The organism is Bradyrhizobium sp. Leaf396, from assembly GCF_001424605.1.
GTDB classification, from domain to species: Bacteria; Pseudomonadota; Alphaproteobacteria; order Rhizobiales; family Xanthobacteraceae; genus Bradyrhizobium; species Bradyrhizobium japonicum_C.
Genome location: NZ_LMQJ01000007.1, coordinates 1 through 23924 on the forward strand (window position 1 = coordinate 1; position 23924 = coordinate 23924).

Annotated in this window: 14 protein-coding genes and 1 tRNA gene; 5 read left to right on the forward strand and 10 right to left on the reverse strand. The window is 65.5% G+C overall.

Features of this window, described 5'->3' with window-relative positions; genetic code table 11:
* Together ASG57_RS37600 and ASG57_RS08765 are read right to left on the reverse strand one after the other, a co-directional pair.
* Positions 1-201 (reverse strand): HoxN/HupN/NixA family nickel/cobalt transporter (locus ASG57_RS37600; protein WP_502690773.1); only part of this gene is annotated, 201 nt, incomplete at its 3' end.
* 187 nt (positions 202-388) lie between these two features.
* Entirely contained in the window at positions 389-1435 is a 1047-nt protein-coding gene (locus ASG57_RS08765) for a putative FMN-dependent luciferase-like monooxygenase (RefSeq protein ID WP_024337757.1), read from the reverse strand.
* 224 nt (positions 1436-1659) lie between these two features.
* Between ASG57_RS08765 and ASG57_RS08770 the strand changes: the two genes are divergently transcribed.
* Positions 1660-3447 carry a peptide ABC transporter substrate-binding protein gene (locus tag ASG57_RS08770; RefSeq protein WP_057196093.1) on the forward strand — a complete coding sequence of 596 codons (1788 nt, stop codon included), beginning with the start codon at positions 1660-1662 and terminating at the stop codon, positions 3445-3447.
* 277 nt (positions 3448-3724) lie between these two features.
* Here the strand turns inward: ASG57_RS08770 and ASG57_RS08775 are convergent, their stop codons facing one another.
* From ASG57_RS08775 to ASG57_RS08790, 4 genes are all read right to left on the reverse strand, one after another.
* Positions 3725-4003, reverse strand: a complete 279-nt coding sequence (locus tag ASG57_RS08775) for a DUF2934 domain-containing protein (protein WP_024337755.1) — start codon at positions 4001-4003, stop codon at positions 3725-3727.
* Between the two features lie 135 nt (positions 4004-4138).
* Positions 4139-4324, reverse strand: coding sequence for a hypothetical protein (locus ASG57_RS08780; RefSeq protein ID WP_024337754.1), 186 nt, complete (start codon positions 4322-4324; stop codon positions 4139-4141).
* Positions 4321-4482 (reverse strand): DUF2934 domain-containing protein, encoded by a 162-nt coding sequence (locus ASG57_RS08785; RefSeq protein ID WP_080654833.1) that lies wholly within the window; start codon positions 4480-4482, stop codon positions 4321-4323. Before ASG57_RS08785 ends, ASG57_RS08780 begins: the two co-directional genes overlap by 4 nt.
* Before the next feature lie 681 nt (positions 4483-5163).
* On the reverse strand, positions 5164-13659 hold the full coding sequence (locus ASG57_RS08790; protein ID WP_057196152.1) for an ExeM/NucH family extracellular endonuclease: 8496 nt from the start codon (positions 13657-13659) through the stop codon (positions 5164-5166).
* A 492-nt stretch (positions 13660-14151) separates the two neighbouring features.
* Here ASG57_RS08790 and ASG57_RS08795 point away from each other — a divergent pair, with 492 nt between their 5' ends.
* Positions 14152-15930 carry a type I secretion system permease/ATPase gene (locus ASG57_RS08795; protein WP_057196094.1) on the forward strand — a complete coding sequence of 593 codons (1779 nt, stop codon included), beginning with the start codon at positions 14152-14154 and terminating at the stop codon, positions 15928-15930.
* A gap of 10 nt (positions 15931-15940) precedes the next feature.
* Positions 15941-17263, forward strand: coding sequence for an HlyD family type I secretion periplasmic adaptor subunit (locus ASG57_RS08800; RefSeq protein ID WP_057196095.1), 1323 nt, complete (start codon positions 15941-15943; stop codon positions 17261-17263).
* Positions 17264-18071: 808 nt separating this feature from the next.
* Here the strand turns inward: ASG57_RS08800 and ASG57_RS08805 are convergent.
* The 4 genes from ASG57_RS08805 to mnmA all read right to left on the reverse strand — a co-directional run bounded on the left by ASG57_RS08805 (position 18072) and on the right by mnmA (position 21005).
* Positions 18072-18148: transfer RNA gene (locus ASG57_RS08805), tRNA-Met, on the reverse strand.
* 297 nt (positions 18149-18445) lie between these two features.
* Entirely contained in the window at positions 18446-18802 is a 357-nt protein-coding gene (locus ASG57_RS08810; protein ID WP_024337750.1) for a hypothetical protein, read from the reverse strand.
* A gap of 134 nt (positions 18803-18936) precedes the next feature.
* On the reverse strand, positions 18937-19575 hold the full coding sequence (locus tag ASG57_RS08815) for a class I SAM-dependent methyltransferase (RefSeq protein ID WP_024337749.1): 639 nt from the start codon (positions 19573-19575) through the stop codon (positions 18937-18939).
* A 248-nt stretch (positions 19576-19823) separates the two neighbouring features.
* Positions 19824-21005: a tRNA 2-thiouridine(34) synthase MnmA gene (gene mnmA, locus ASG57_RS08820; protein ID WP_024337748.1), complete on the reverse strand. Its 1182-nt coding sequence runs from the start codon at positions 21003-21005 to the stop codon at positions 19824-19826.
* A gap of 346 nt (positions 21006-21351) precedes the next feature.
* Between mnmA and ASG57_RS08825 the strand changes: the two genes are divergently transcribed.
* Positions 21352-22950, forward strand: coding sequence for a flagellar hook-length control protein FliK (locus ASG57_RS08825; RefSeq protein WP_057196096.1), 1599 nt, complete (start codon positions 21352-21354; stop codon positions 22948-22950).
* A 13-nt stretch (positions 22951-22963) separates the two neighbouring features.
* Positions 22964-23671 carry a flagellar hook assembly protein FlgD gene (locus tag ASG57_RS08830; RefSeq protein ID WP_024337746.1) on the forward strand — a complete coding sequence of 236 codons (708 nt, stop codon included), beginning with the start codon at positions 22964-22966 and terminating at the stop codon, positions 23669-23671.
* Positions 23672-23924: the final 253 nt, after the last annotated feature.

The following is a 23924-nucleotide window of genomic DNA, read 5'->3' on the forward strand; positions in this document are numbered from 1 at the left end:
GGCGGCGATGTGATCGGCATCGACGGCGTGGCGAAGGCCGAACACCCAGGCCAGCAGCGCGGTCGCCATGATGGTCGGCCGGTCGCCGAACGCCGCGAAGGCCCAGGCCCATGCAGCGACGTTGGCGGCGATAAGCCCGCCGAACAGCAACGCCATTCCGGGCTCGACCGCCCGCAAAGACAATTTCGTCACGCCAAACATTCCGTCCGTTACACGCCCCGTCCCGCCATCAGTATGATCTTTTCATAGGATGGTCATACTGACCAGTGCAATTCCAACGCACCCGGACCGGGCGCGCGCAGAGCTGGCCGCGCTTCAAGGCCCAGCACGGGTGTCGGGACCTGGCGCTATCGCCTCGGCGCTGTGACGACTTACAATGACATGATGCTCATCCCGGCGAGCCCGCCAGCGCCCCGTCGGATGCCGCCGTCCCGGTCCAGCCCAGCGCCGGCGCGACCTTTTCTGCCACGAGGTCGATCGAGCGCAGCACGTAAGGATGCGGCGCATCGACCGAATGCGCCTGGAACACCAGATCCGTCACCCGCTCCAGCGTGGCATCCGAGCGGAGCGAAGCGATGACCTCGTCGGCGGTACCGACATGGGTATCAAACGCCGCGATCATTTCCTGCAGGGTCTCGCCCGGCCTGGCGTGGCCGCCCTTGAGGAACTGCGGCAACGCGCGGCGCAGTCCGATCTCTGCGAAGCGCATCGCCTCGCCATGGTCGTCGGCCACGAAGACGCTGCGCGATGCCATGATGCGCGGCTCGCAGCCGTGTGGCAGCGCCCCGAGATAGGCATCGATGATCGGGTTCTGGATCTCGGCGAGCGTGGCCTTGGGCGCCTCCTTGGATCGCGGCTGCGTCCGCGACAGCATGAGGCCATCGCCGGCCTTGCCGGCGCGGGCGCCGCCCGCGACCGAGAATGTCGCCTGCCAGATGCGCTTGTCCAATTGCGGCCGCTGCGGATAGAGCGTATCGCCACCGGCGAGCGGCTTGCCTAGCAAGGCCGTGCGGACGATCTCGAGATTGCGCGCAAAGATCTCGTTGCGTTGGGCGCTATCGAGGCCGAAGGCGGCAAAGGCGGACGGGTTGCCGCCGGTGCCGACGCCGAGTTCGAAGCGCCCGTTGCAGAGGAGATCGAGCACCGCGGCGTCCTCTGCAACCCTGACCGCATTCTCCAGCGGCAGAGTGACGATGCCGGTGCCGAGGCGGATACGCGAGGTCTGGGCGGCGGCGTAACCGAGAAACGCGAAAGGCGACGGCAGGCCACCCTCCTGCTCGTGGAAGTGATGCTGCGCGATCCACGCGGAATCCAGGCCCGCTCTTTCGGCGTGCACGATCTGCTCGGCCGCGAAGCGATATCGCTCGGCGGCCGGAGCCTCGTCGAGCAGCCGCGTAAAGAAGCCCAGGCGTTTCAGGCTTGCAAGGCGTATCATACGACCCCTGTCGGCGAGGTTGGCCACGTCCCGATGATGTCGATTGCCGCAGTTCCAGGCAAGCGGCCATGGCGCAAGGCTGCCCGCGGGATCGGGCCGGCGCCGCGCAATCCGGCTACGGCGGCTCGGGCCCGCCGCACCTCTTTGACTCCGCCGAGCCCGACGTGCTGAACTGGCGAGCACACAGCCGGTGACGACGTTGCTTCGAGGGTGGAGGTCATCTGATGAACGAGAACGAAATCCGCAAATGCATCGCAGAGGTAAAGCAAGGCACGCTGTCGCGGCGCTCTTTCATTAAGACACTGGCCGCGCTCGGAATCGCCGCGCCGGTCGCGAGCCAGATCCTCGCCTGGCACGACGTCGCCATGGCGGACGCCACGCTTGCCTACAAGCCGACCAAGGCTGGCGGCGGCGGCACGCTCAAAATCCTGCTCTGGCAGGCGCCCACCCTGCTCAATCCCCATTTCGCGCTCGGCACCAAGGACCAGATCGCCGCGCGCATCTTCTTCGAGCCGCTCGCCGGCTGGGACAAGGAGGGCAACCTCATTCCCTGCCTTGCCGCCGAGGCTCCGACCAAGGCGAACGGCGGCCTTGCTGCGGACGGCATGAGCGTGGTGTGGAAGCTCAAGCAGGGCGTCAAGTGGCATGACGGCAAGCCGTTCACCGCCGACGATGTCGTCTTCACCTGGCAGTATGCCGCCGACCTCGCCACCGCGGCATACACGACGGGCTCCTACAAGGACATCAAGGTCGAGAAGATCGACGACCATACCGTGAAGGTGAACTTCAGGGCCCCGACGCCGTTCTGGGCCGATCCGTTCGTCGGCTCGGTCGGGATGGTCCTGCCGAAGCATCATTTCGGCGACTATGTCGGCGCCAAGTCGCGCGAAGCGCCAGGCAATCTGAAGCCGGTCGGCACCGGCCCGTACAAGTTCGTCGAGTTCAAGCCGGGCGACATGATCCGTGCCGAGCGCAATCCCGACTATCACATCAAGAACCAGCCGCATTTCGACACGCTCGAGGTCAAGGGCGGCGGTGATGCTGTATCGGCGGCACGTGCCGTGCTGCAGACTGGCGAATACGACTTTGCCTGGAACATGCAGGTGGAGGAGGAGGTGCTCAAGCGCATGGAGGCCGGCGGCAAGGGCAAGCTCGACATCACGCCGTCCGGCAATGTCGAGTTCATCATCCTCAACACGACGGACCCGTGGACCGAGGTCGACGGCGAGCGCTCCAGCGTCAAGACCAAGCACCCGACCCTGTCCGATCCTGCCGTGCGCCGCGCGATCAACCTCCTGATCGACCGCGACTCGATCCAGAAGTTCATCTATGGGCGCGGCGCCATAGCCACCGCGAGCTTCGTCAACGCGCCCAAGCAGTTCAAGTCGCCCAAGCTGAAATACGAGTTCGATATCGACAAGGCCAACAAGATCCTCGACGAGGCCGGCTGGACCAGGGGCGCGGACGGCATCCGAGAGAAGGACGGCAAGAAGCTCAAATACGTGTTCCAGACCTCGACCAACGCGCCGCGGCAGAAGACGCAGGCTATCATCAAGCAGGCCTGCCAGAAGGCCGGCATCGAGATCGAGATCAAGGCGGTCACCGCCTCGGTGTTCTTCTCCTCCGACGTCGGCAATCCCGACACATATTCGAAATTCTATGCCGATATGGAGATGTACAACACGACGCAGCCGCAGCCCGATCCGGAACGCCTACTGAACCAGTGCGTGTCCTGGGAGATCGCCACCAAGGACAACAAGTGGCTCGGCCGCAACAACTCGCGCTATTCCGACCCCGAGGCCGACAAGGCCTACAAGGCCGCGCAGAACGAGCTCGATCCGGTCAAGCGCGCCGCGCTGCTGATGAAGGTCGACGAGATCTTTTGCGGGGCGAACGTGTTCCTGCCGCTGCTCTCGCGCCACGTCGTCAACGCCAGCGTCAACAACTTGATGATCGACATCTCCGGCTGGGACACCATCACGTGGAATGTGGCCGCGTGGCATCGGAGCTGAGGGGCGGTGAGCGCCTATTTTTGCGGCGCAGCGCGAGCCTCGGAACGCTGCACCGAATCCCCTCCACTGTGTGCTCCAGATCACAGCAGAATCACGCGCCTTCCCCTACAAGGATTGTGCATGGCCGCAAACAAGGTAACGGCGGTACGCACGAGGCTGGGAAGACGATCAACAGCTACGGACTTCGCAAAGCCGTCAGGGTGAAGAACCCGGCGGCTTTTTCCTTGCTTTCGAACGGCATCGGCTACGGCGTGCAGCGGACGCGGACACCACGCGCCTACGAGGCGCCCGAGCCCTTTCGCTCCTCGCGTTCATCCTCGATCTGGCGTTCGGCTTCGAGCCAAAAGTCCAGCTCCCGATTGCTCGGCCGGCCGGCCTGTTCCCAGAGCTCATAGGCGCGAGTGCGCACCTTGCCACGACGCATCATGCGAAGGAGCCTTCTTTTCAGCTCATCGGCGAAGCTTCTGAAGCGTTGCCCGGTGCTTTCGTCCCTGACGAGCGAGGCCGCTCGCGTGGCGAGGTCGATCTGGTGCTCTAGTTTTCTCTGCTCATCCACCGCGAAACTGCCGTGGGAACGATCGTTGTCGGAGCCGTGCGGACACTCAATTCTCTTCCTGGATGGTCCGTTCCCCCTGGATGGAGCGCGCGGGAAGTGATCACCTTTGCACTTGAATCGAAGCAGCCAACGCCGCTAGTGCCATGTGGTATCGGCTTCGACGATCACCACTCTGACTTCAGGGTCCTCGGCCGTGTTGCAGGTGCAGGGCATGCCCTCGCCGCAGCGGCAGCCGCCGAGCTTCTCGCTCCAGACCCGGAGCGGATGGTTTTCGCAGACCCATCCAATACCCTGGCAGAATGGGCAGGCCTTGTCGGTCACAGCGTATCCGGGGTCCGCAACGTGTTCGACTTGTCCTCGTTGCGCAGATCCTGCTCGGCTGCGTGCCAGAATTCCTCCTCGCGGCCTTCGGGCTTGCCGGCCTGCTCCCACAATTGATGCGCGCGTTCTCTGATCTCTTGCTCGGTCGGCTCGGACAATTGCACCTCCTGCTTGGGAAGCACGGCCCCACCCTTGGGGGGTATGGGGGGCTTGGAGGCGGGGCCGTGCAGACCAGCGATCGGCGGCGATGCTGGCCCACGGAGTCAAGCTTCGACCACGGGCAAGAGTTCCTTCGCCTGACCGCGACCGGGCGGAATCCATTCCGACCAGCGAATTTCGCTCGATTGTCGTGCAGGGGCACGGCACGGCGGCTCGCAAAAACCTCGGGCCACGGTCGGTTCCGGGGCAAATGTGAAGATCAAGGATCGATTCTGTTTCGCGGCCTCCTCTAACACCCCTATCCAGAACTGTTCGCGCAAGCGCGAAAAAGCTCTCGTACCGAACGGAAAACCGCGCCGACCGCATCCGCGACGAGGTGATTGCGAAACGGCGCAATCCCCGTCTGCGCCGCAAGGCTTCCGCGGTAGAAAACAGGCCTCTTCCGTCCAACCTTGGCCGCTACTTGGACGATCCACGCGAAGACATCGGCAGCCTCCAACAATTGTCTACCACGGCCGCTTCTGACCCGTCCGTTTCCACACAACCAAGATCATAGCGAACATTCGAGGCCGTCTCTAGAGTTGGTCTTTCGTCTTGTTTCACCGGCATCGACGCCGGCGCGTTTGCGAAGAACCACGGAACGCTCTTGCGTTCCGTGGTTCGGTTCAGTCGGCGATGGATCAGACGAAGCGGAAATCGTCTGCCGCGAGCGAGGCCATCTGCATATTGGCCAGGGTCACGGTGTTGTCGGCATCGAGCGTCACGACGACGTTGTTGCCGACCTGCGTGGTGTGCGACATCACTTCGGCGAAGTCGGCGAACAGGCTGCTCGAGAATTGCAGCACGTCGGCCGAGCCACCGGTGGCGGCGAAGTCGGTGACGGTGTCCTTGCCGAAGCCGGCGGCGAACGTGAACACGTCGGCGCCCGAACCACCGGACAGGATGTCGTTGCCGGCATCGCCCGCGAGGATGTCGGCACCCGAGCCACCCTTGATGGTGTCGTTGCCGGCACCGCCATTCAGCATGTCGTTCTCGGAGCCGCCATCGATGTTGTCGTCGCCGTCGCCGCCGGAGACGACGTCGACCCCCGAACCGCCCTTCAACGTGTCCTTGCCGACGCCACCCTCGATCACGTCGTTGCCGGAGCCACCGTCGACGCTATCGTCGCCTTGGCCGCCACGCAGCGTGTCATTGCCGGCACCACCGGCGATGACATCGTTACCGGCTCCGCCATCGAACATATCGGCGCCGTTGCCGCCTGTGACATGGTCCGCACCGGCACCGAGCACGAAGCCCTCGATGCCGCTGAAGTGGTCGGTGCCAATGCCTGCGCCGGTCGCGGTGCCGGACACCAGGTTGATGGTGACCGCACCGGTGGCGTCGGACAGATCCAACAGATCCTGACCGAAGCCGCCGTCGATGGTGTCGTCACCAGCACCGCCACGGAGCACGTCGTCGCCGAAGCCGCCGAGCAGCACGTCGTCACCGGCGCCGCCGATCAGCAGGTCATTGCCAAGGCCGCCATTCAGGGTGTTGGCTCCGGCCGAGCCGATCAGCGTGTCGTCATACGCCGTGCCTACCGCGTTCTCGATCCCGGCGAGATGGTCGGCGCCCGGGATGTAGCCGGGATAGTAGGCCAGCCCGGAGTCGAGATCGATCGTCAGCTTGAACGAGATGTTGCTGTAGTCGATGGTGTCGACGCCGTCGCCGCCATCGTAGCGATCCAGACCATAGCCGCCGATGAAGGTGTCGTCGCCGGCGCCGCCGAACACCAGATCGTTGCCAAGGCCGCCGACGATCGTATCGCTGCCGCCGGTTCCGGTGCGCAGCGTCCAGGTGCCGTCGGCGAAGCCGAGTTCCTCGATGTTGCTGAGCGTGTCGGTGCCGTCGGTGCCGGCCTGATCAGCGATGTTCACCGAGTCATCGGCGTTCAGCGTCATCGCGTAACCGGCAATCGCGCCGGAGAAGGTCGCGGTGTCGGTCCCGGCGCCGCCGTCGATGATGTCGTCACCGGCACCACCAATGATCAGATCGTCGCCGTCGTTGCCGTAGATCTCGTCGTTGCCTGCATCGCCGTAGACGGTGTCGTTGCCCTGGTTGGCATAGATCCGATCGTTGCCTTCGCCGCCGTGGATGGTGTCGTTACCGAACGAGGTGTAGATCTCGTCATTCCCGGCACCGCCGTCGATCTCCATCTTGGTCGAGATCCAGTCGTTGGAGATCAAGATATCGTTGCCGTCGCCGAGCAGGATCTGGCCCTGGATATCGGACCCGATCCAGATGTTGACGAAGTCGTCGCCGGCGCCGAGATCGACCTTGCCGACGATCTTGCCGGTGTTGCCGAGCCTGTCGTTGCCGTCGCCGAAGCTGACGTCGCCGGTGATGACGCCGGAGCTCTGGTTGATCAGCTCGTCGGCACCGGCGCCGAGCAGGACGTCGCCGGTGATGATGGCGCGGTTGACGATCAGATCGTCACCCTCGCCCATGTTCACCGCTGATCCGCCGGTGGCGGTGATCGAGCCGTCATTGCTCAGCGTGTCGCTGCCGCCGCCCATCGAGACGCCGCCGACGATCTGACCGGTGGCGCTGTTGGTGAGGCTGTCGGCATATGTGCCGACCAGGTTGATCGCCTCGTTGCCGCGCAGGTCGAACCGCGCCGCATCCTCGGGGGTGACCCCTTCCGGACCGTGGCCGTCACCCTTGATCAGGCCGTGGTTGACGATGGTCGTCACCCCCAGCGCGTTGGCGTTGCTGGAGTTGTCGACCTGGATCGCACGGCCGTAGCCGTAGATCTCGCCGCCGGCATTGTTGACGATGCTGCCGCCGCCGATCGCGATCGCTTCGGAGACGTTCGGCTCGCCGTCGTGATAGCCCTCGGCGCCGAGGCCCGAGATCTTGCCGTAGTTCACGATCTGCACCAGACCGTCGACATCGATGGCGTCGCCGTCGCTGTCGGACAGTTCGGCCGAGCGGCCCTCCATCACGCCGTGGTTGGTGATGAACGCCTTCTGCGCTTCGGTCCCGTCGGTGTCCAGGTTCACGGCGGACCCGTTGCGGCCGATCATCGTGCCACTGTTGATGACGGTGACGGCATTGTCACCGGTTACAGCGTGACGCGAACCTTCCATCCAGCCACCAGCATAGTTGGTGACCTTGCCGCCGGTGTCGCTCTGGAAGTCGATCAGATCGCCTCCGCCCACGAACGTCGGATCCGTCGTGATCGTCCCCCAGTTGTTGACGACGCCGTCAGTGCCCGGGCGGATCACGTCGGTGTCGCTGCCATGCTGGCGGATGACGCCCCCGGCAAGGTTGTTGATCACCGCCGAGGCGCCGTTGTTGTCGAAGGTGCGGAAGTCGATGACGCGGCCGTTCGCTTCGATCACGCCGGCGTTGTTGACGATGATGGTCGCGTCGGCGTGACCGGCCCGTTCCGGGGTCAGCGCGCCGCGGACGACGCCGCCGGCCTGGTTGTCGAGGGTCACCGAGCCGGTCGCCCCCGCCGTGGTGGTGAGCGCACGGGTCGAGCCCGAGATCTCGCCGGCATTGTCGATGACCGCGTTGCCACCGCCCTGCCAGACGATCGCGTTGCCGGACACAGAGAGCGCGCCGCCGGCCTCGATGGCGACGTGATCGTTGTTGTCCACGACGAGGCTCGAAGCCAGCATCGCGCCGCCCTGGATCGTCACATCGTCGTACGATGCCGATCCGGCCACCGACCAAGTGCCTGCGGCCACCAGCAGGTTCTCGACATTGAGCGTGGCGATCAATTCCGCCGTGCCGCCGCCGATCAGCTTGACGGTGTCGTTGCCGGCGCCGCCGTCGATCGAGCCCGGCGCGGGGTCGTCGGTGGAGACGATGATGAGATCGTCGCCGTCACCGGCTTCCGCGGTGTCGCCGGCGCCAGCCATCAGTTCGTCGTTGCCGTCGCCGCCTTGCAAGGTGTCATAGCCTTCGCCGCCGATCAGGACGTCGTCGCCATCGCCGCCGGTCAGGGTGTCGTCACCGTCGCCGCCCACCAGCCGGTCGTCGCCAGCGCCACCGTCGAGCGTGTCGTCGCCTGCACCGCCAAGCAGCGTGTCGTCGCCATCGCCGCCGGACAGGGTATCATCGCCCTCGCCGCCATCGAGTTGATCGTCGCCGCCGAGCCCGGCGAGGACGTCGTCGCCCCCGAGGCCGGTGAGGACGTCGTCTCCGAGCGCGCCGGCGAGTTGGTTGTCACCGTCGTCGCCGACCAGCACCAGCGCCTCTGTTTCGAGCACCGTGTCTTGACGATAGTCGAGGTTCTGGATGCGCTCGTCGTGCGCCCGGTCGGTGTCGGCGACGTCGTAGGGCGTGTCGGAGTAGTTCGCCGCCATGTATTCGGCGAAGGCATCCTGCTCGGTGCCCTCGGTGGCGAAGTTCGCCTCCTGCCCCGCATCTGGAACTAGGTCTGGCGACAGATTGACGACGTTGGCAAAGGTGGGATTGGCCGTGATGAAGCTCGCGAACGGATAGCCGTCGCCGCCGGTGAGCAGGAAGCTCAAGGTCACGACCCGGATCGCCATCTTCGGATCGACCACCAGTTCGCCGTTCGCGACCAACGCCAGCACCGGGTTGCCGTTGTCATCGATCAGCGCTGCCGACTGCACGCGGTTGCCGGCCGGCAAATCCTTGTCGAACGAGAATGCGATGCCGCCGACCTGGGCGAACTGGCCGGGCGTCGCGGTCGCCGTGGTCGCCGCCACTGCGTGCTCGAGCACCTTGAGCAGCTGATCCGCGGTCACCGTGACCATCGACAGCGCGTTGTTGAAGCGCAGCGAGTTGGCGATATCGAGCTGCGACACCTCGCCCGCTTCCTTGCCGACGCTGGTGTTCGCCAGCGGCGGGCTCTCCACCGCTTCGCCACCGACCGCATAGACGTAGCCGATCGAGTCGCGGATGCCGCCGCCGTTCTTGATCGAAACCAGCACGGTCGGGTCGACCTTCTGGGCGTACCACAGGTTCGCATCGGCGGAGAGGTCGCCGAGGTTGGTCTCCTCGGTGCGAGCCTCGCTGCGACGGCCCTCGAGATAGACGTCCGTCTTGCCGAAAGTGTTGCCGTCCTGCGCGTCGATGATGCCGCCCACCGCCTGGGCGATGTCGTTGACCAGATCGCCGCGGCCGCCGTCGGCAAACGGATCGGCGTCGTCGGTATCCACGTCGCCGTCATGGTCGACGTCGACCGTGGTGTTGCCGTCGTACAGGGAGGTGACCACCTCTTCCGTGCTGGCGTAGGCGCCATTGACCGCCGAGTTGGCGGTGTAGATCACGTTGCCTTCAGCATCGAAATCGACCACCAGTCGTCCGACATAGGAGTATTCGCCGGAGGTGTTGACGATAAGCGTGGTTTTGCCGTCGGCGTTCGCGGTGACGATCGGATAGGTGTCGGCAGCGGTCTCGCCGACACGGAGCGTGTCGGTCTCGTCCGCCAGCAGCGTGTGCGAGCCGCCGGCGACGATGACGTCGACGCCGTGCAGCAGGGGCGCCAGCGCCTTTTCGAGCGCGAGCTGCTGCAGATGGCTGACCAGGATGATCTTGTTGATGCCCTGAGCCAGCAGACCATCGATCGTCGGCTGCAGGATTGCCGCCAGAGCCGCCATGTCATCGACATTGTCGCCGATCACTTCGACGCCGCCGGTCGAGGAGATGCTCTGCACGATCTGGGTGGTCGCGCCGATCACGCCGATCTTTTCGCCGTTCTCCTCGATGACCGTGGCCGGCGCGATCTTCTTGCCGATACCGGCCACCGGCGGGAAGCCGGTGTAGACGTCGGCATCCTGGATCGTGCCGGTGTAGACCGAAGCGAGATTGGCATCGGCCGAGAAGTCCAGATTGGCCGCGAGGTACGGGAACTGCGCGCCGGGATATCCGGCGGTCTGCTTGATGATGTCGGCGAACGCCTTGGTGCCGGCGTCGAATTCGTGATTGCCGATCGCCGAGGCCTGCACGCCGATGATGTTCAGCATCGCCATGTCGGCGGTGCCGAAGCCGGGCGAGATGTTCAGCGTCCCGGCAGCGAGGCCGTAATAGGTTTCCAGCGCGGTTTCGTAGACCTCCTTCAGCGAGCTGTCGCTGCCGGCGCTGAAGAACGGGCTGGGAATGAAATTATCTCCCGAAGACAGCGTGATCGAGTTGTCGTAGGTCTCCTCGAGATAATCGACGATCGCCGCGAAGTTGCCGGCGCGATCGACTGCGTTCAGGCCCGCCTCGAAGTCCGATGCATGCAGGATTTGCAGCGTGTAAGCCGGAGTCGGCTCCTGTTCCCCCAGATTGAGGCCCACGATCACCGGGTCGTGGTCGGACACCCGGATCGAGGAGTCGCCGTCGAAGATCGAGGTGTCGCGGCCATAGTCGGTATTGTAGTCGAGCGCGTCGGCCTCGTCGGCATTGATGTGCCAGGTGGTCACACCGGACACCTGCCCGCCGAGGCTGGCATTGGCGAAGGCATAGTCGAGCGTGCCGGTCTGGCCGTCGAATACATAGGAATAAGCGCCGTCCTCGCGATCCTGCAGATTCTCATAGCCCGCGCTCTCGATGAGAGCGGTCGACTGCTCCTTGGCGTAGCCGTTAAAATCGCCGAGCAGCATCACGTCCGGATCGCCCGAGCCGGTCGGATCGCTCGCCGCCCACGCGGTCAGCGCTTTGGCGGCCAGCTCGCGCTGGTTCTGCCAGTTGCCCTGGCCGTCGCCCTGATCGGAATCGGCGCCGGAGCCGGTACCGCTCTTGGACTTGAGATGGTTGGCGATCGCCGTGAAGGTTTCCCCGGTCGCAAGCTCCTCGAAGGTCACCGCGAGCGCGTTGCGGCTGGTGTTCTCGCCGTCGAACACCGCGCCGACCGTGCTCTGCCCGATCAGGCCGCCGAGGCCGAGGCCGGGCAGGTCGGCGTCGTTGAGGGTCTCGATGGTCGTACCGTCGGCGATCTTCACTGCGGTGGTGTCGTAGATGAAGCCGACCGCGATGGCGTCGCCGCCAACGAACTGCCGGCCGGGATCGACCCAGGCATAGGTACCGGCCCCAGCCACGGCATTGAGCTGTTCGACCAGATACTTGATCGCGTTGCCGGACGATGCAGCGGAGAAATCGTTCTCCAGCTCGGTCAGCGCCAGCACGTCGACGTCCATGTCGAGGATGGTCGCGACCAGCTTCTCGGTCTGACGTGCAAACTCCGCCGCATTGTCGGCGCCGCGCGGCGCTTCGCCGATCGCGGTGGTGCCACCGTTGTCCAGCGTGGTGAAGTAGTTCAGCACGTTGAAGCTCGCAACCTTCAGGCGGCCGCCGACGTCTTCCGGCGCATCGGTGCGCGGATTGGCGCCGGCTTCGAAGGTGTTGGCGCCGTCCTCGACCGAGCGGATCCGCCAAGTCGCCCCCGAGGCGGAGTTTCCGGCCCATTGATAGTCGAGCACGCCGGTCAGGCCGGTGACGGTATCACCCATCCGGACCGCGTCGGCGGTGCCGTAGTTCGGCGTGGCGGACGGGTTGTCGTTCGGATCGAAGCCGTCGAGATTGTTGATCGCGGCGTTCTGGACGTTGAGGCCATCGTCATAGGTGATGGTGCGAGCACCGAGCTCCGCCAGATACGCCTGGTAGGCGGCGGCGTCGGGCGCGCTCTCCTGCGTGAATTGCTCGGGCCGTTCGCCCGCCGTCAGCTTGATCTCGTTGAACCGGTCGAGATTGTACTGCTCGGTGACGGTCAGGGTCTGCGGAATCGTGACCAGCATGCCTTCATAGGCTTCAAGATCGGGCTGGTAATCGCCGTCCTGGCTCAGCGTGGTGCCCATCGCCGACAGGTCGATCTGCACCGCCATCGTGTCGACGTCGGCCACCGCGCCGGCCTGGACGACCGAAATGTTGCTGGCGGTGAGCTCGGTCAGGCCGAAATATTCGCTGATCGAGCCGGTGACGCGGACCCGGTCGCCGATCTGGACGTCGGTAGCGCCGCCGTAGACGAAGATCGCCTCGGAGGTCAGCACGTTGCCGTCGGAATCGGTGGTCTCCTCCTGGACATAGAAGCCGTTGAGATTGCGGCCGGCGTCGGCATCGCCGTTCTGGAAGTCGCCAACCACGATGGCTTCGACGGTCACAGTCTGACCGACCATGGCGCTGCTGGCTCCGCTGCCCTGAATCGCGCTGATCTTTGTGATGCCGACGTCGTCGTTGACGATGGTGCCGGTCGCCGTCGTGGCGCTGCCGATCGTGGTGGTCACGCCCACCGAATTGGAAACGTTCTGCAGCGTCAGCGTGAAGCTCTCGCTCGCCTCATTGTCGGTGTCGCCAGCAACGGTGACGGTCACGATCGCGGAGGTCTCTCCCGCCGCGATGCTGCCGCTGAAGCTGACCGGGTTGCCGCCGACATAGTCGGCCGCATCGGTCTGTGCCGAAGCGATCGTTCCCGAGAACGCGACGTCGCCCGTGGTACCGCCGCTGCGCTCGACGATGAACTGATAGACGGTCGGACCGCTGTTGCCTTCGTCATGCGACACCGTAAGCGAACCCGGCGCGAAGGAAACGTGCTGCGCTTCGACCGACGATTCGGATGAACTGGTGACGCGGATGTCGTCGATACCGACCCACTCGTCATTGCCGGCGGCGTTTGTGGTGAGAATGCGAACCTGGATGTCGTTGCGGCCGTCGACGGCGGCGGGCAGCAGCAGATCGAACGGCGTCACCTGGGTTGCGGCGCCACCGGTGGTGGTGTCGGCGGCGTAACCGCTCGGAACGTTGGTCCACGACCCGCTCGAACCGAGCCGGTACTGCACGTTGATCTGCTGCGCGGAGTCGTCCGTGCCGCCGTCGAGGTCGCGTGCATTGAAGCTCAGCCGGACGTCTTTGCGGCCGGTGGCGTCGAGATGGATCACGAGGCCAGGAGCATCCGCGCTGTTCGAGCCGTTCAGCGCCAGCGTCGGGTTGGCGATCTGGAATTCGGCCACACCGCCGTTGGTGATGGCGGTGTTGGTCTGGTTGGCGATGACGTCGACGTCTCCCGACGACGATCCGGTAGCCGTGCGCGCGTCCACCCCGGTGGCCGAAACGACATCGTTGCCGAGATAGCCGACGATCGATGCGACCCCCGACCAATCATCGTTAGTCGTGATGAGGCCGGTGTTGGACCAGTCCTGCAGGAAATCGCCGTTCGCCAGGACATGAGGGGTCGTCGACATGTATTGCACTCCAGCGCTTGAGAAGAAGACGTCGCGGATCGCCGCCTCACGGCATGCGTGAGGGCGCGGTCCAGACGGCCGTTGGTTAACGGATCGTTAATGCGCGTTGATAGAATGCCGACGACAACAGATCGGTGACTGCTTCTTAACGGGCCGGTGAAGTCACAACATGGAAAGTGCCGCGAAGACCGCGCGCACCAACCACTCCTCGCGGCGCGCTCGACGCTCGGCCGACGGCAATCGCCATTGAGTCATCGCGTTAAAGCTTGATCAGTCCGCCGCGAGGGACGACCACGCCAGGCTTCGGTTGCCGGGTGGTGCGGCCGAATTCCGAACCAGAGCGGCGTTTCGTCGCAGGATGTCGCGCCTGGTCGCCACTGGAACGCGTTTTCGCGCACGCGCCGCATTGTCATGCGCCTGACGTTGAACCTCGCTAACGAACGCCGGCCGCATCCGACCGTGACTGTCCGACGTCGTTTTGAATTGAGTATCATGACTGCAACAACGTCCTCCGCGTCGTCCCCCCCGTCCGGCGATCTCGCGTCGGCCGCGCTCGCCTCCTGCAGAACGGCCTTTCTGACGGTGGGACTGTTCTCGGCGGTGCTCAATCTGCTGATGCTCAGCGGCTCGATCTACATGCTTCAGGTGTACGACCGAGTCATTCCATCGCACAGCATTCCGACCTTGATCGCACTGTCGATCGCGGTGGCGGCGGCGTATGCGATGCAAGGGCTGTTCGATCTGTTGCGTCAGCGCATTCTGACGCGGATCGGATCAGCGCTGCACGCCGCGCTGTGGCAACCGGTCGTCTGCAACATCCTGCGGGGGCCGCTGCGCGGCGGCGGCGCAAATCGCGGCCTGCAATTGTCTCATGATCTGGACTCGGTCCGGTCGTTCCTTTCCGGGCTCGGCCCGACGACCCTGTTCGACTTGCCATGGATGCCGCTGTATCTCGCCGGCTGCTTTCTCTTGCATCCCTATCTCGGCTGGACGTTGGTCGTGGGCGCGGTGCTGCTGTTCGGGATCGCGCTGCTCACCGAGGTGCTGACGCGGGCGCCGACCCGGGACGCGTCGCGTGCCGGCGCAATCCGCGGCGTTCAACTTGAAGCCGGTCGGCGCAACGCCGAAATCGTGGCCGCGCTGGGGATGGAGCAGCGGTTGATCGACCGGATCGGCGCCGCCAATGACGATCTCGTCGCCGCCCAGCAGCGCAACGCCGATATCGCCGGATCGCTCGGCGCGTTGTCGAAGGCGCTGCGCTTCATGCTGCAATCGGCGCTGCTCGGCCTCGGCGCCTATTTAGTAATCGAGGGGCTGGCCAGCGGCGGCGTGATGATCGCCGCGTCGATCATGGGCAGCCGCGCGCTCGCGCCGGTGGAGCTTGCGATCTCCATCTGGCGTCCGTTCCTCGGCGCGCGACAGGCGGGCCAACGGCTCCGCGCCGCTCTGCGCAACGGCGACGCCCCGAAGCCCGACGTCGCCCCCGAACGCGCCGTCCATCGACTCACGGTCGAGCAGGTAACGATCGCCGCCCCCGGCGGCACGACCGCGATCGTGCACAACGCCTCGTTCGTACTTGAAGCCGGCCAGGCGGTCGGCATCATTGGCCCGTCAGCCGCCGGCAAATCGACGCTGGCGCGGGCGCTGGTCGGGATCTGGCCGATCGCACGCGGCGAGATCCGCCTTGATGGCGCCACCCTCGACCAGTGGCCGGCAGAAATTCGTGGCGGCATGATCGGCTATCTGCCGCAGGATGTTGAATTGTTCGACGGAACGGTGGCGGAGAACATCGCACGTTTCGACCGGGAGATCGACGAGGCGGCGGTGATCGCCGCGGCGAAGGCCGCCGGCGCCTACGAGATGATCCTGAAGCTGCCGAAGGGCTTCGAGATGCGGATCGGCGAAGCCGGCGCCACCCTGTCGGGCGGCCAGCGGCAGCGGATCGCGTTGGCGCGCGCGCTCTACAAGGATCCGTTCATGGTGGTGCTCGACGAGCCGAACGCCAGCCTGGACGCCGAAGGCGACGCCGCGCTGACCGACGCCATCCGGCGTGTCCGGGCTCGCGGCGGCATTGCCGTCATCATCGCGCATCGGCCGGCGGCGCTCGCGGCAGTCGATCTCGTGTTGACGCTGGCGGCCGGTCAGGTGCAAGCGTTCGGCCCGAAGGACGAAGTGCTGCGCAAATCGCTTGCCGCTCATCCGGCGCCGGGCGGGGCGGCGCTGCAGGCGGTGCCCGATGCGCGCTCGGTTCCGGCCGCAGCCGTCAGTTGAGGACCTCCACATGACCGCCCTCTCCACGCCCGAAGCTCGCCGCAACGATCCGTTTCGCGATATCCGGCGCGCCACCGGACTCGGAATCGGTACCTTGGCGATCGTGGTGTCCACCGCCGGAGTCTGGGCGATGACCGCGCCGCTCGCCAGCGCCGTGATCGCGCCGGCGCAAGTGGTGGTCGACAGCAACGTCCGCAGGGTTCAGCACCCGACCGGCGGCGTGGTCGCCGAAATCTACGTCAACGACGGGGATCAGGTTCGGGCCGGCGATATGCTGGTCCGCCTCGACGAGACGCTGTCGCGCGCCAACCTTGCGCTGATCGAAAACCAGCTCAACCAGCTTGGGGTGCGTCGCGCCCGGCTGCAGTCCGAGCAGAACGGCCGTGACGCGGTGGTGCTGCCCGGCGAGATCTCCGCACGCCGCGCCATCGGTGCGATCACGGAGATGATCGAGGGGGAGACCACGTTGTTCGCCCGGCGGCGCGAGGCGATCAGCGGCCAGCAGTCGCAGCTGCGCGAACGCAAGGCGCAGATCGTGGACGAAATCCGCGGCCTGGAGGCGCAGATCGCGTCGAAGCGCGAACAGATCCGCTGGATCGAAACCGAGCTGGAGGGCGTCCGTCAGCTATACGAAAAGCGTCTGGTGCCCTATGCGCGCCTCACTGCGCTCGAGCGCGAGGCCTCCCGCCTGACCGGCGAGGAAGGCCAGCTGATCGCCGAGATCGCGCGCGCCAAGGGCCGGATCACCGAAACCGAACTGCAGATCATCCAGCTGGTTCAGGACCAGCGCCGTGAGGTCGCGACCGAACTGCGCGACGTCGAGACCAAGCTTGCCGACCTCGGTGAACGCCGCATCGCCGCGATGGACCAGCTCGATCGCGTGGTGTTGCGCGCGCCGCAAGACGGCCTGATCCACCAGAAATCGGTCTTCACCGTCGGCGGCGTGATTACTGCGGGCGAACAGCTGATGCTGATCGTGCCGAAGGACTCGCTTGTGGTCGAGGCCCGGGTCGATCCACAAATGATCGACCGGCTCAAGGTGGGGCAATCCGCCAAGCTCCGCTTCAGCGCGTTCGACGCCGCCGTGACCCCCGAGCTCGACGGCACGCTGACGCGGATCGCCGCCGACTTGACCAAAGACCCGCAGTCCGGCGCGGCTTACTACGTCGCCCGCATCAGCCTCGACGCGAGCGAACTCGCCAAGCTCGACGGCAAGGCTTTGGTGCCCGGCATGCCGGTTGAAGCCTTCATCCAGAACGGCGTGCGGACGGCGATCGCCTACCTGCGCAAGCCGCTGGAAGATCAGCTCGCCCGCGCGCTGCGGCAGAAATAATCCAAGTCCCTATCGTCGTCATTGTTCAGCCTGCTGCCACATTGCCGCCAGCACGATGTCCCGACTTTCGAAGCCGCTAGATCCTCGGATCCTCGCCAAGTGAGCAGGCGTGGTGTGCTGATGCTGCCTGAATCTGTTTCTGGCCTTGGCTGCCCTTTGCTCAGAAGCCTTCGAGGTCAGCTTTCGGGAGACGAGCCGACCAGCGCAATTCGGCCTGGCCAAGCGCAGCGTTGACCGGACACCGACGATCTACCGCTGTCGCGGGTGCGCTGCTCGTCAGTTCGCCCCTTTGGAAACCGGAGCACTCGCCTAAGGGGATAGTCGTGAGCTAGCGACAGCTTTGGAGGTGCCGGCGTCTTCGTGCTGGAAGTAGGCCATTGCGATTTAGCTTCGGTAGAACCACCGCGTTGAGCTGACGGAGCTACCGATGGCAGCGGGCCAATGATTCTAATCAGCGAAACATTGATTTCATGATCAGGTACTTGGCTTCCGAGGAGGATACCAAGCAACGGATCGCAACTGAAGCAGGAGCCGTTGCGCGTCCAGGCGGAGCTGGCTGCCCTCGAGGAGACCCCTACCCCCATCACTGCATCCGGCAACGCTGGACCGCTACATCGAGACCGTCAACGCTCTTGCCAACGTGATAGCACGCGATGCAAGCGCGAGGACGACGGGCCTCTTGGTGGCCGATTCCAGGTCGCTTGTGCACAGCGTCATCGTTCACCCGAAAGAGCCTCGGGAAGGCTTCGACGTCAAGGGAAAGCTGGCCGCTCTGGTCCGGAGGCCCACCACAACAGTGGGTCATACGTGGTAGCGGGGGAGGGACTCGAACCCCCGACCCCAGGATTATGATTCCCGTGCTCTAACCAGCTGAGCTACCCCGCCACAGGGATCGCGGCGGCGAATAGGGCCGATCTCGCGAACGCGCGGCATATAAGGAAGGGGGCGGCGGGAAGTCAAGCAAAGCGGCGGCCTTTTCCGCCATTGCCAGGCTGTGGCGGGACGCGCCGCCTGGTGAATACGGACCTCTTTTCAACGGGTTCGTCATGGCCGGCCAGCTAGTCCCGGCCATACCCCACCTTCAGTCGCGGCCAAGAACCCGGATGCCCGGGGCAAGCCCGGGCATGACGGTCTGGGAGGCGAAACCGGCTTCCGCCTTCGCTCAAGCTTCGGCGGGACAGGCTATTTCGGCCTCACATTCGGGTCGCCGCCGGGGCTGCCGGGGGGCGGGATGACCGGGGTGTTGCTGTCGGTGCTAGGCGCGGGGGCGTGCATGTCGGGATCGACGCCCGAGGGCGGGCAGAGCACGCCGTCCGTCTTGGCGAGCTTGTCTCCGAGCGGTTCCCGGGACTGGCCGGTGGTGGTGCCGTCGGGGGTGGTGGCCAGCCGATCGGATGGGGCACAGCCGGCGGCGCGTTGCGGGGATGGCGGCGCGGTTGCTTGCGGCGGCGTCGCTGGGGCGGGCGGCGCCTGCGCGATCGCGGCGCCGGAGGCGGCGATCAGGAGGCTTGCCAGGATGATATTCGATGTCGTGCTCATGAGAAGGAAACGCGCGGGGCAGGCGGGCTGTTCCCCAGGCGGAGTGCGATCTGATCGGGGTTCGATCGGAGCCAGCCGCGGGCGAACTCCACCCTCCCCTCGGGTGAGCTGCGCACTGCCCGTGTCGCTCGCAGCTACGCTTTGCGGTAGCGGATCAGGGAGAAGTGGCCCATCGGGGGCATCGGGCGGCGCTCGGTGAGCGTGACGCCACCGTGTCTTGCGGCCCAGTTCGCGAGGCGCGCCCAGGGGAATTCCGGGCGCCAGCCGAGGCGGCGAGCGATCGGGGCGAAGGCGAGCTCGAACAGCTTTCGCGGGCCGCTCTCGGCGCCGATGTGGTTGACCAGGATCAGCTCGCCGCCGGGCCGGAGCACGCGCACGAACTCGTCGAGCGTGCCTTCGGGATCAGGCACGGCGGTGATGACGTATTGCGCGACCACCGCGTCGAAGAAATCATCGGGGAAGGCGAGGTTCTTCGCGTCCATCACCGAGAGCACTTCGACGTTGGAGAGACGAAGCGCGCGCACGCGCGCTTGCGCCTTGCGCAGCATCGGCTCGGAAATGTCGACGCCACAGACTTTCGTCGTGCGCGCATAGTCGGAGAGCGAGAGGCCCGTGCCGACGCCGACGTCGAGCACACGACCGCCAATGCGGTCGGCCTCCGCGATGGTCGACTGCCGTCCGGCATCGAACACTTTGCCGAACACGAGATCATAGACTGGCGCCCAGCGGCCATAGGCCTTCTCGACCCCAGCCCGCGAGATGTCTGCTGCCATGCCCCCCTGCCCTGTGCGTTTCTAGAGTGTGATGCGCGCTGGTGAAATCGATACCGGCTCCGCGCTCGGCCTAGCGCCTCTCCCGCTTGCGGGAGAGGTCAAAACGCTCGCAAGAGCGTGGCGGGTGAGAGCTTCTTCCCCTCGCGACGAATCGATGATGGACAGAGCCGCATCTCCTACCATCTCCTGCAGGCGGGAGAGGGGGCGCACCGTCGCTGCGGTGACAGGCGGGCTCGATCTCATCGTGCTCAGCCGCGAACCGCTTCCACCAGCGGGCGCGATGTCGCGTCTCCGACCTTCGCGGCGGCGCTCTGGATGAAGCCGCCGCCGAGCACGCGCGCCTGTCCCGAGGGCGCATCGTAGAACACGCAGGCCTGGCCGGGCGAGACGCCTTCCTCGCCGGCGACGAGTTCGACCTCGTAGCGGCCGTTGCCGCCGCGCAGCCAGGCCGGCTGCGGGCTGCGGGTCGAGCGCACGCGCACGAACATCTCTAACCCGCCGCCGATGGCGCAGTCGATGTCGCCGTCGCCGATCCAGTTGACGTCGCGCAAGGAGATGCGGTGCATCTTCAGCGCATCGCGCGGGCCGACGACGACGCGGCGGTGCGCCGCGTCGAGCCGCACCACGAACAGCGGCGAGCCGGAGGCGATGCCGAGGCCGCGGCGCTGGCCGACGGTGAAATTGGCGATGCCGTTGTGCCGGCCGAGCACGCGTCCGTCCAGATCGACGATGTCGCCGGGATCCATCGCATTTGGCCGCAGGCGCGTGATGATGTCGGTGTAGCGACCCGTAGGCACGAAGCAGATGTCTTGGCTGTCGTGCTTGTCGGCGACCGCAAGCCCGAAGCGACGCGCAAGCTCGCGCGTCTGCGGCTTGGTCATGTCGCCGAGCGGAAAGCGCAGGAAGTCGAGCTGCTCGCGCGTGGTCGCGAACAGGAAGTAGCTCTGGTCGCGGTCGCTATCGGCCGCACAGACCAGCGCGCGCGAGCCGTCATCCAGACGACGCGAGGCGACATAATGGCCGGTGGCGAGCGCGTGCGCCCCGAGTTCACGCGCGGTCTTCAGGAGGTCGCGGAATTTTACGCTGCGGTTGCACTCGATGCACGGCACCGGCGTCTCGCCCAGCGCGTAGGAATCGGCGAAGTTGTCGATGACGGACTCGCGAAAGCGATCCTCGTAGTCGAGCACGTAATGGGGAATGCCGAGCTTGGCCGCGACGTCGCGGGCGTCGTGGATGTCCTGACCGGCGCAGCAGGCGCCCTTGCGGTGAGTCGCCGCGCCATGGTCGTAGAGCTGCAACGTGATGCCGACGACGTCATAGCCCTCCGCCTTCAGCAGCGCAGCCGTCGTCGAGGAATCGACGCCGCCCGACATGGCGACGACGACCCTGGTGTCCTCGGGACGGCCTTCGAGATCCAGACTGTTGAGCATGGGCCTAAGCGTTGTGACGGCGTCGTGGCGCGAACTGCGATTCCTGTGCCTTCTCGCGGGACATCGGCGATCTTCCGGAACTATTGTTCCCGAAGCGCAGACTGCCCAAGTCGAAAGCGGCTGAGAGTAACCTCTTTAATATAGGCGGCCTTCCGGTGAAGCAATCACGCGGGCACCCTGTTAGGGCAATTCTTGCCGGGCCGGCAGAAACGACGGGGCTGCGGGGTCTTGCCGGACTACGGCGCCACGCGCACATGATGTTGATTCTACTATATAAATTGCCGTAACGGGACGCTGGCCCGCTCCTTGCTACCCCTTGTCCGAAGTTGTTTCCAAGGGGTCGCCAGTGGTTGGTCGTACGTCAGATGTCGTGGCAAGCGTGCAGGTCCCGAGCGCGCAGCAAAAGCCTGCGCGGAGCCAAGGGCCGAAAGACGCGTCTGCGAACGACTCCTTCGGCTCGCTGGTCGACAGCAACACTCAGGCGATCAACAACAATGCGCAGGCGCAGGACCCCGCGCCGCGACGGAGCGAATCCAAGTCATCCTCCCCGTCCTCCGACCGGAGCGCGCGCGACACCTCATCGACGGACCAGCCTTCGCAGAGCAAGGCGGGCGAGGACGTCGACACGACTGTGCCGGCGAAGAATGAAAAGAGCGAGGCGACCAGCGATCCGGCCAAGGATGCCGGCAAGGCCAAGGACAAGTCGGAGACGTCGGACGCCAAACCGGCGGACAAATCCGAGGAGACCGACGCTGACAAGACTGACGGCACGCCCGTCACCGGCGCCGATGCGGGCGCCGCCGCGACGGCCGATGCGACGCAGACCGCCCTGCCCGATCCCGGCATCATCGTTGCCGCGCCGGCCGTGCCGGTCGATCCGAACGCGGCGGCCAACCAGGCCAGCGATGCCGCTTCGCCACTATCGATCGCCGCGGCAGGTCTTGCCGCCAGTGCCTCCACTGCGGCCCAGATCGCCGGCACCAAGACCGATACCGCCAAGACGAGCGACCAGAGCGCCAAGGTCGCAGGCGCCGAGGTCGATGCCGACACCACGGCGACCCTCGGCGAGGCCGCGACCGGCACGGACGAAGCCGCCACGACCGATGCGAAAGCCAATGGCGGATTGATCGCCGTCAGTCAGGGCACGCCGAAGACCTCGTTCAAGGATGCTGTCGCGGCGCAGGCCCAGACCGATGTCTCCAATATCGGCCAGGACAGCGGCACGGCGAACGCCGCCACGACGCAGGCACCGGCTGCGAGCGCCGCACATGCAGAAGGTGTCAAGCCGCAGGCAGATGGCGGAGCGATCGAGGCAAAAGCGGGGGCGGCCGACCGCACCGCCGATCTGGCCCACGGCGCGCCGGCCACGCACGCGCATGCGGGCACACAAGCGGCCGTCACTCCGACCGATAGCGGCGCCCAGGCGGCTTCGGCCGTGCAGGCCCCGCTGACCAATAACACCTCGGCCGCCACGGCATCGACCGCGACGCTCACCGCAACCGCGGCCACCGCGACGGCCGTGCCGATCAGCGGCGTGCCGATCGAGATCGCGGCCGCCATACGCGCCGGCAGGTCCCGGTTCGACATCAGCCTCGATCCGGCCGAGCTCGGGCGCATCGACGTGCGCATCAACGTCGACCGCAACGGGCAGGTCACTTCGCATCTGACGGTGGAGAAGCCGGAGACGCTGCAGATGCTGCGTCAGGACGCGCCGCAATTGCAGCGCGCGCTCGACGATGCGGGCTTCAAGACCGGCAGTAACGGGCTGTCCTTCAGCCTGCGCGATCAGAACTCATCGGGCCAGAATTCCGGCCAGAACAACGACCATGGCGGCAACGCCCGCCGGCTGATCATCAGCGAGGACGAAGCCGTCGCTGCCGCGCCCGTTGGGCGCGGTTACGGTCGCATGCTCGGATCGAGCAGCGGCGTCGATATCAGAGTGTGAGGAGTATTCGATCATGACCACCACGAATGCCGCCACCGCACCGTCGGTCGTCTCCGGGACGACCGACATCCCGAAATCCTCGTCGAACTCGTCGATGAGCTCGACCACCGGGTCGACCCTCGCCGGCAACTTCCAGACCTTCCTGACGCTGCTGACGACGCAGTTGCAGAATCAGAACCCGCTGGATCCGCTCGACACCAACCAGTTCACCCAGCAATTGGTGCAGTTCGCCGGCGTCGAGCAGCAGCTCAAGACCAACGAGTCGCTGGCCCAGCTCGTCAGCCTGCAGCAGACCACGCAGGCAACTCAGGCGCTGGGCTTCGTCGGCAAGACCGCCTTGGTCGACGGCTCGACCGCAACCATGACCAACTCGTCGGCGGTCTGGCACCTCAACGTGCCGACCGACTCCACCGTCGAGATCTCCATCGCCAATTCGAGCGGCCAGACCGTGTTCAATGGCAAATACACCGCCGCCGCCGGCACCGACATTCCCTTCACCTGGAACGGCATGGGCAATGACGGCACGCAATGGCCCGACGGCAAGTACACGATCTCGGCCACGGGGAAGGACGTGGCGAACAATAATGTCGGCATCGCCGCGCAGGTGCAGGGCGTGGTGTCGTCGGTCGACCTGACCCAGTCGCCGCCGCTGCTCACCATCGACGGTGCCAGCTACACGATGAGCCAGGTCAAGAGCATCATCGCGACAAGCAGCTATTGAGGCTCGCAGCATCTCTCCCAGCGGGGAAAAGGCGGATCAGAGTTCCGGGCTCGCGCCGACCCCGCAAGCGTCGTTCCGCGTTAGCAAAGCATTTACCTTCTGCCCCGCTCAGCCGGCCGAGATCACCTCTCCCGCCCGCGAGACGGCCGTGTTCCCGCAAGTTTCAACGAGAATTGTATTGAAGCCTTAGGCTTAGCGGATTTTTAAGCCGCGGGGCGTAGGGTTACGGGCGTGAGTTCAGTGGTTGAGAGTT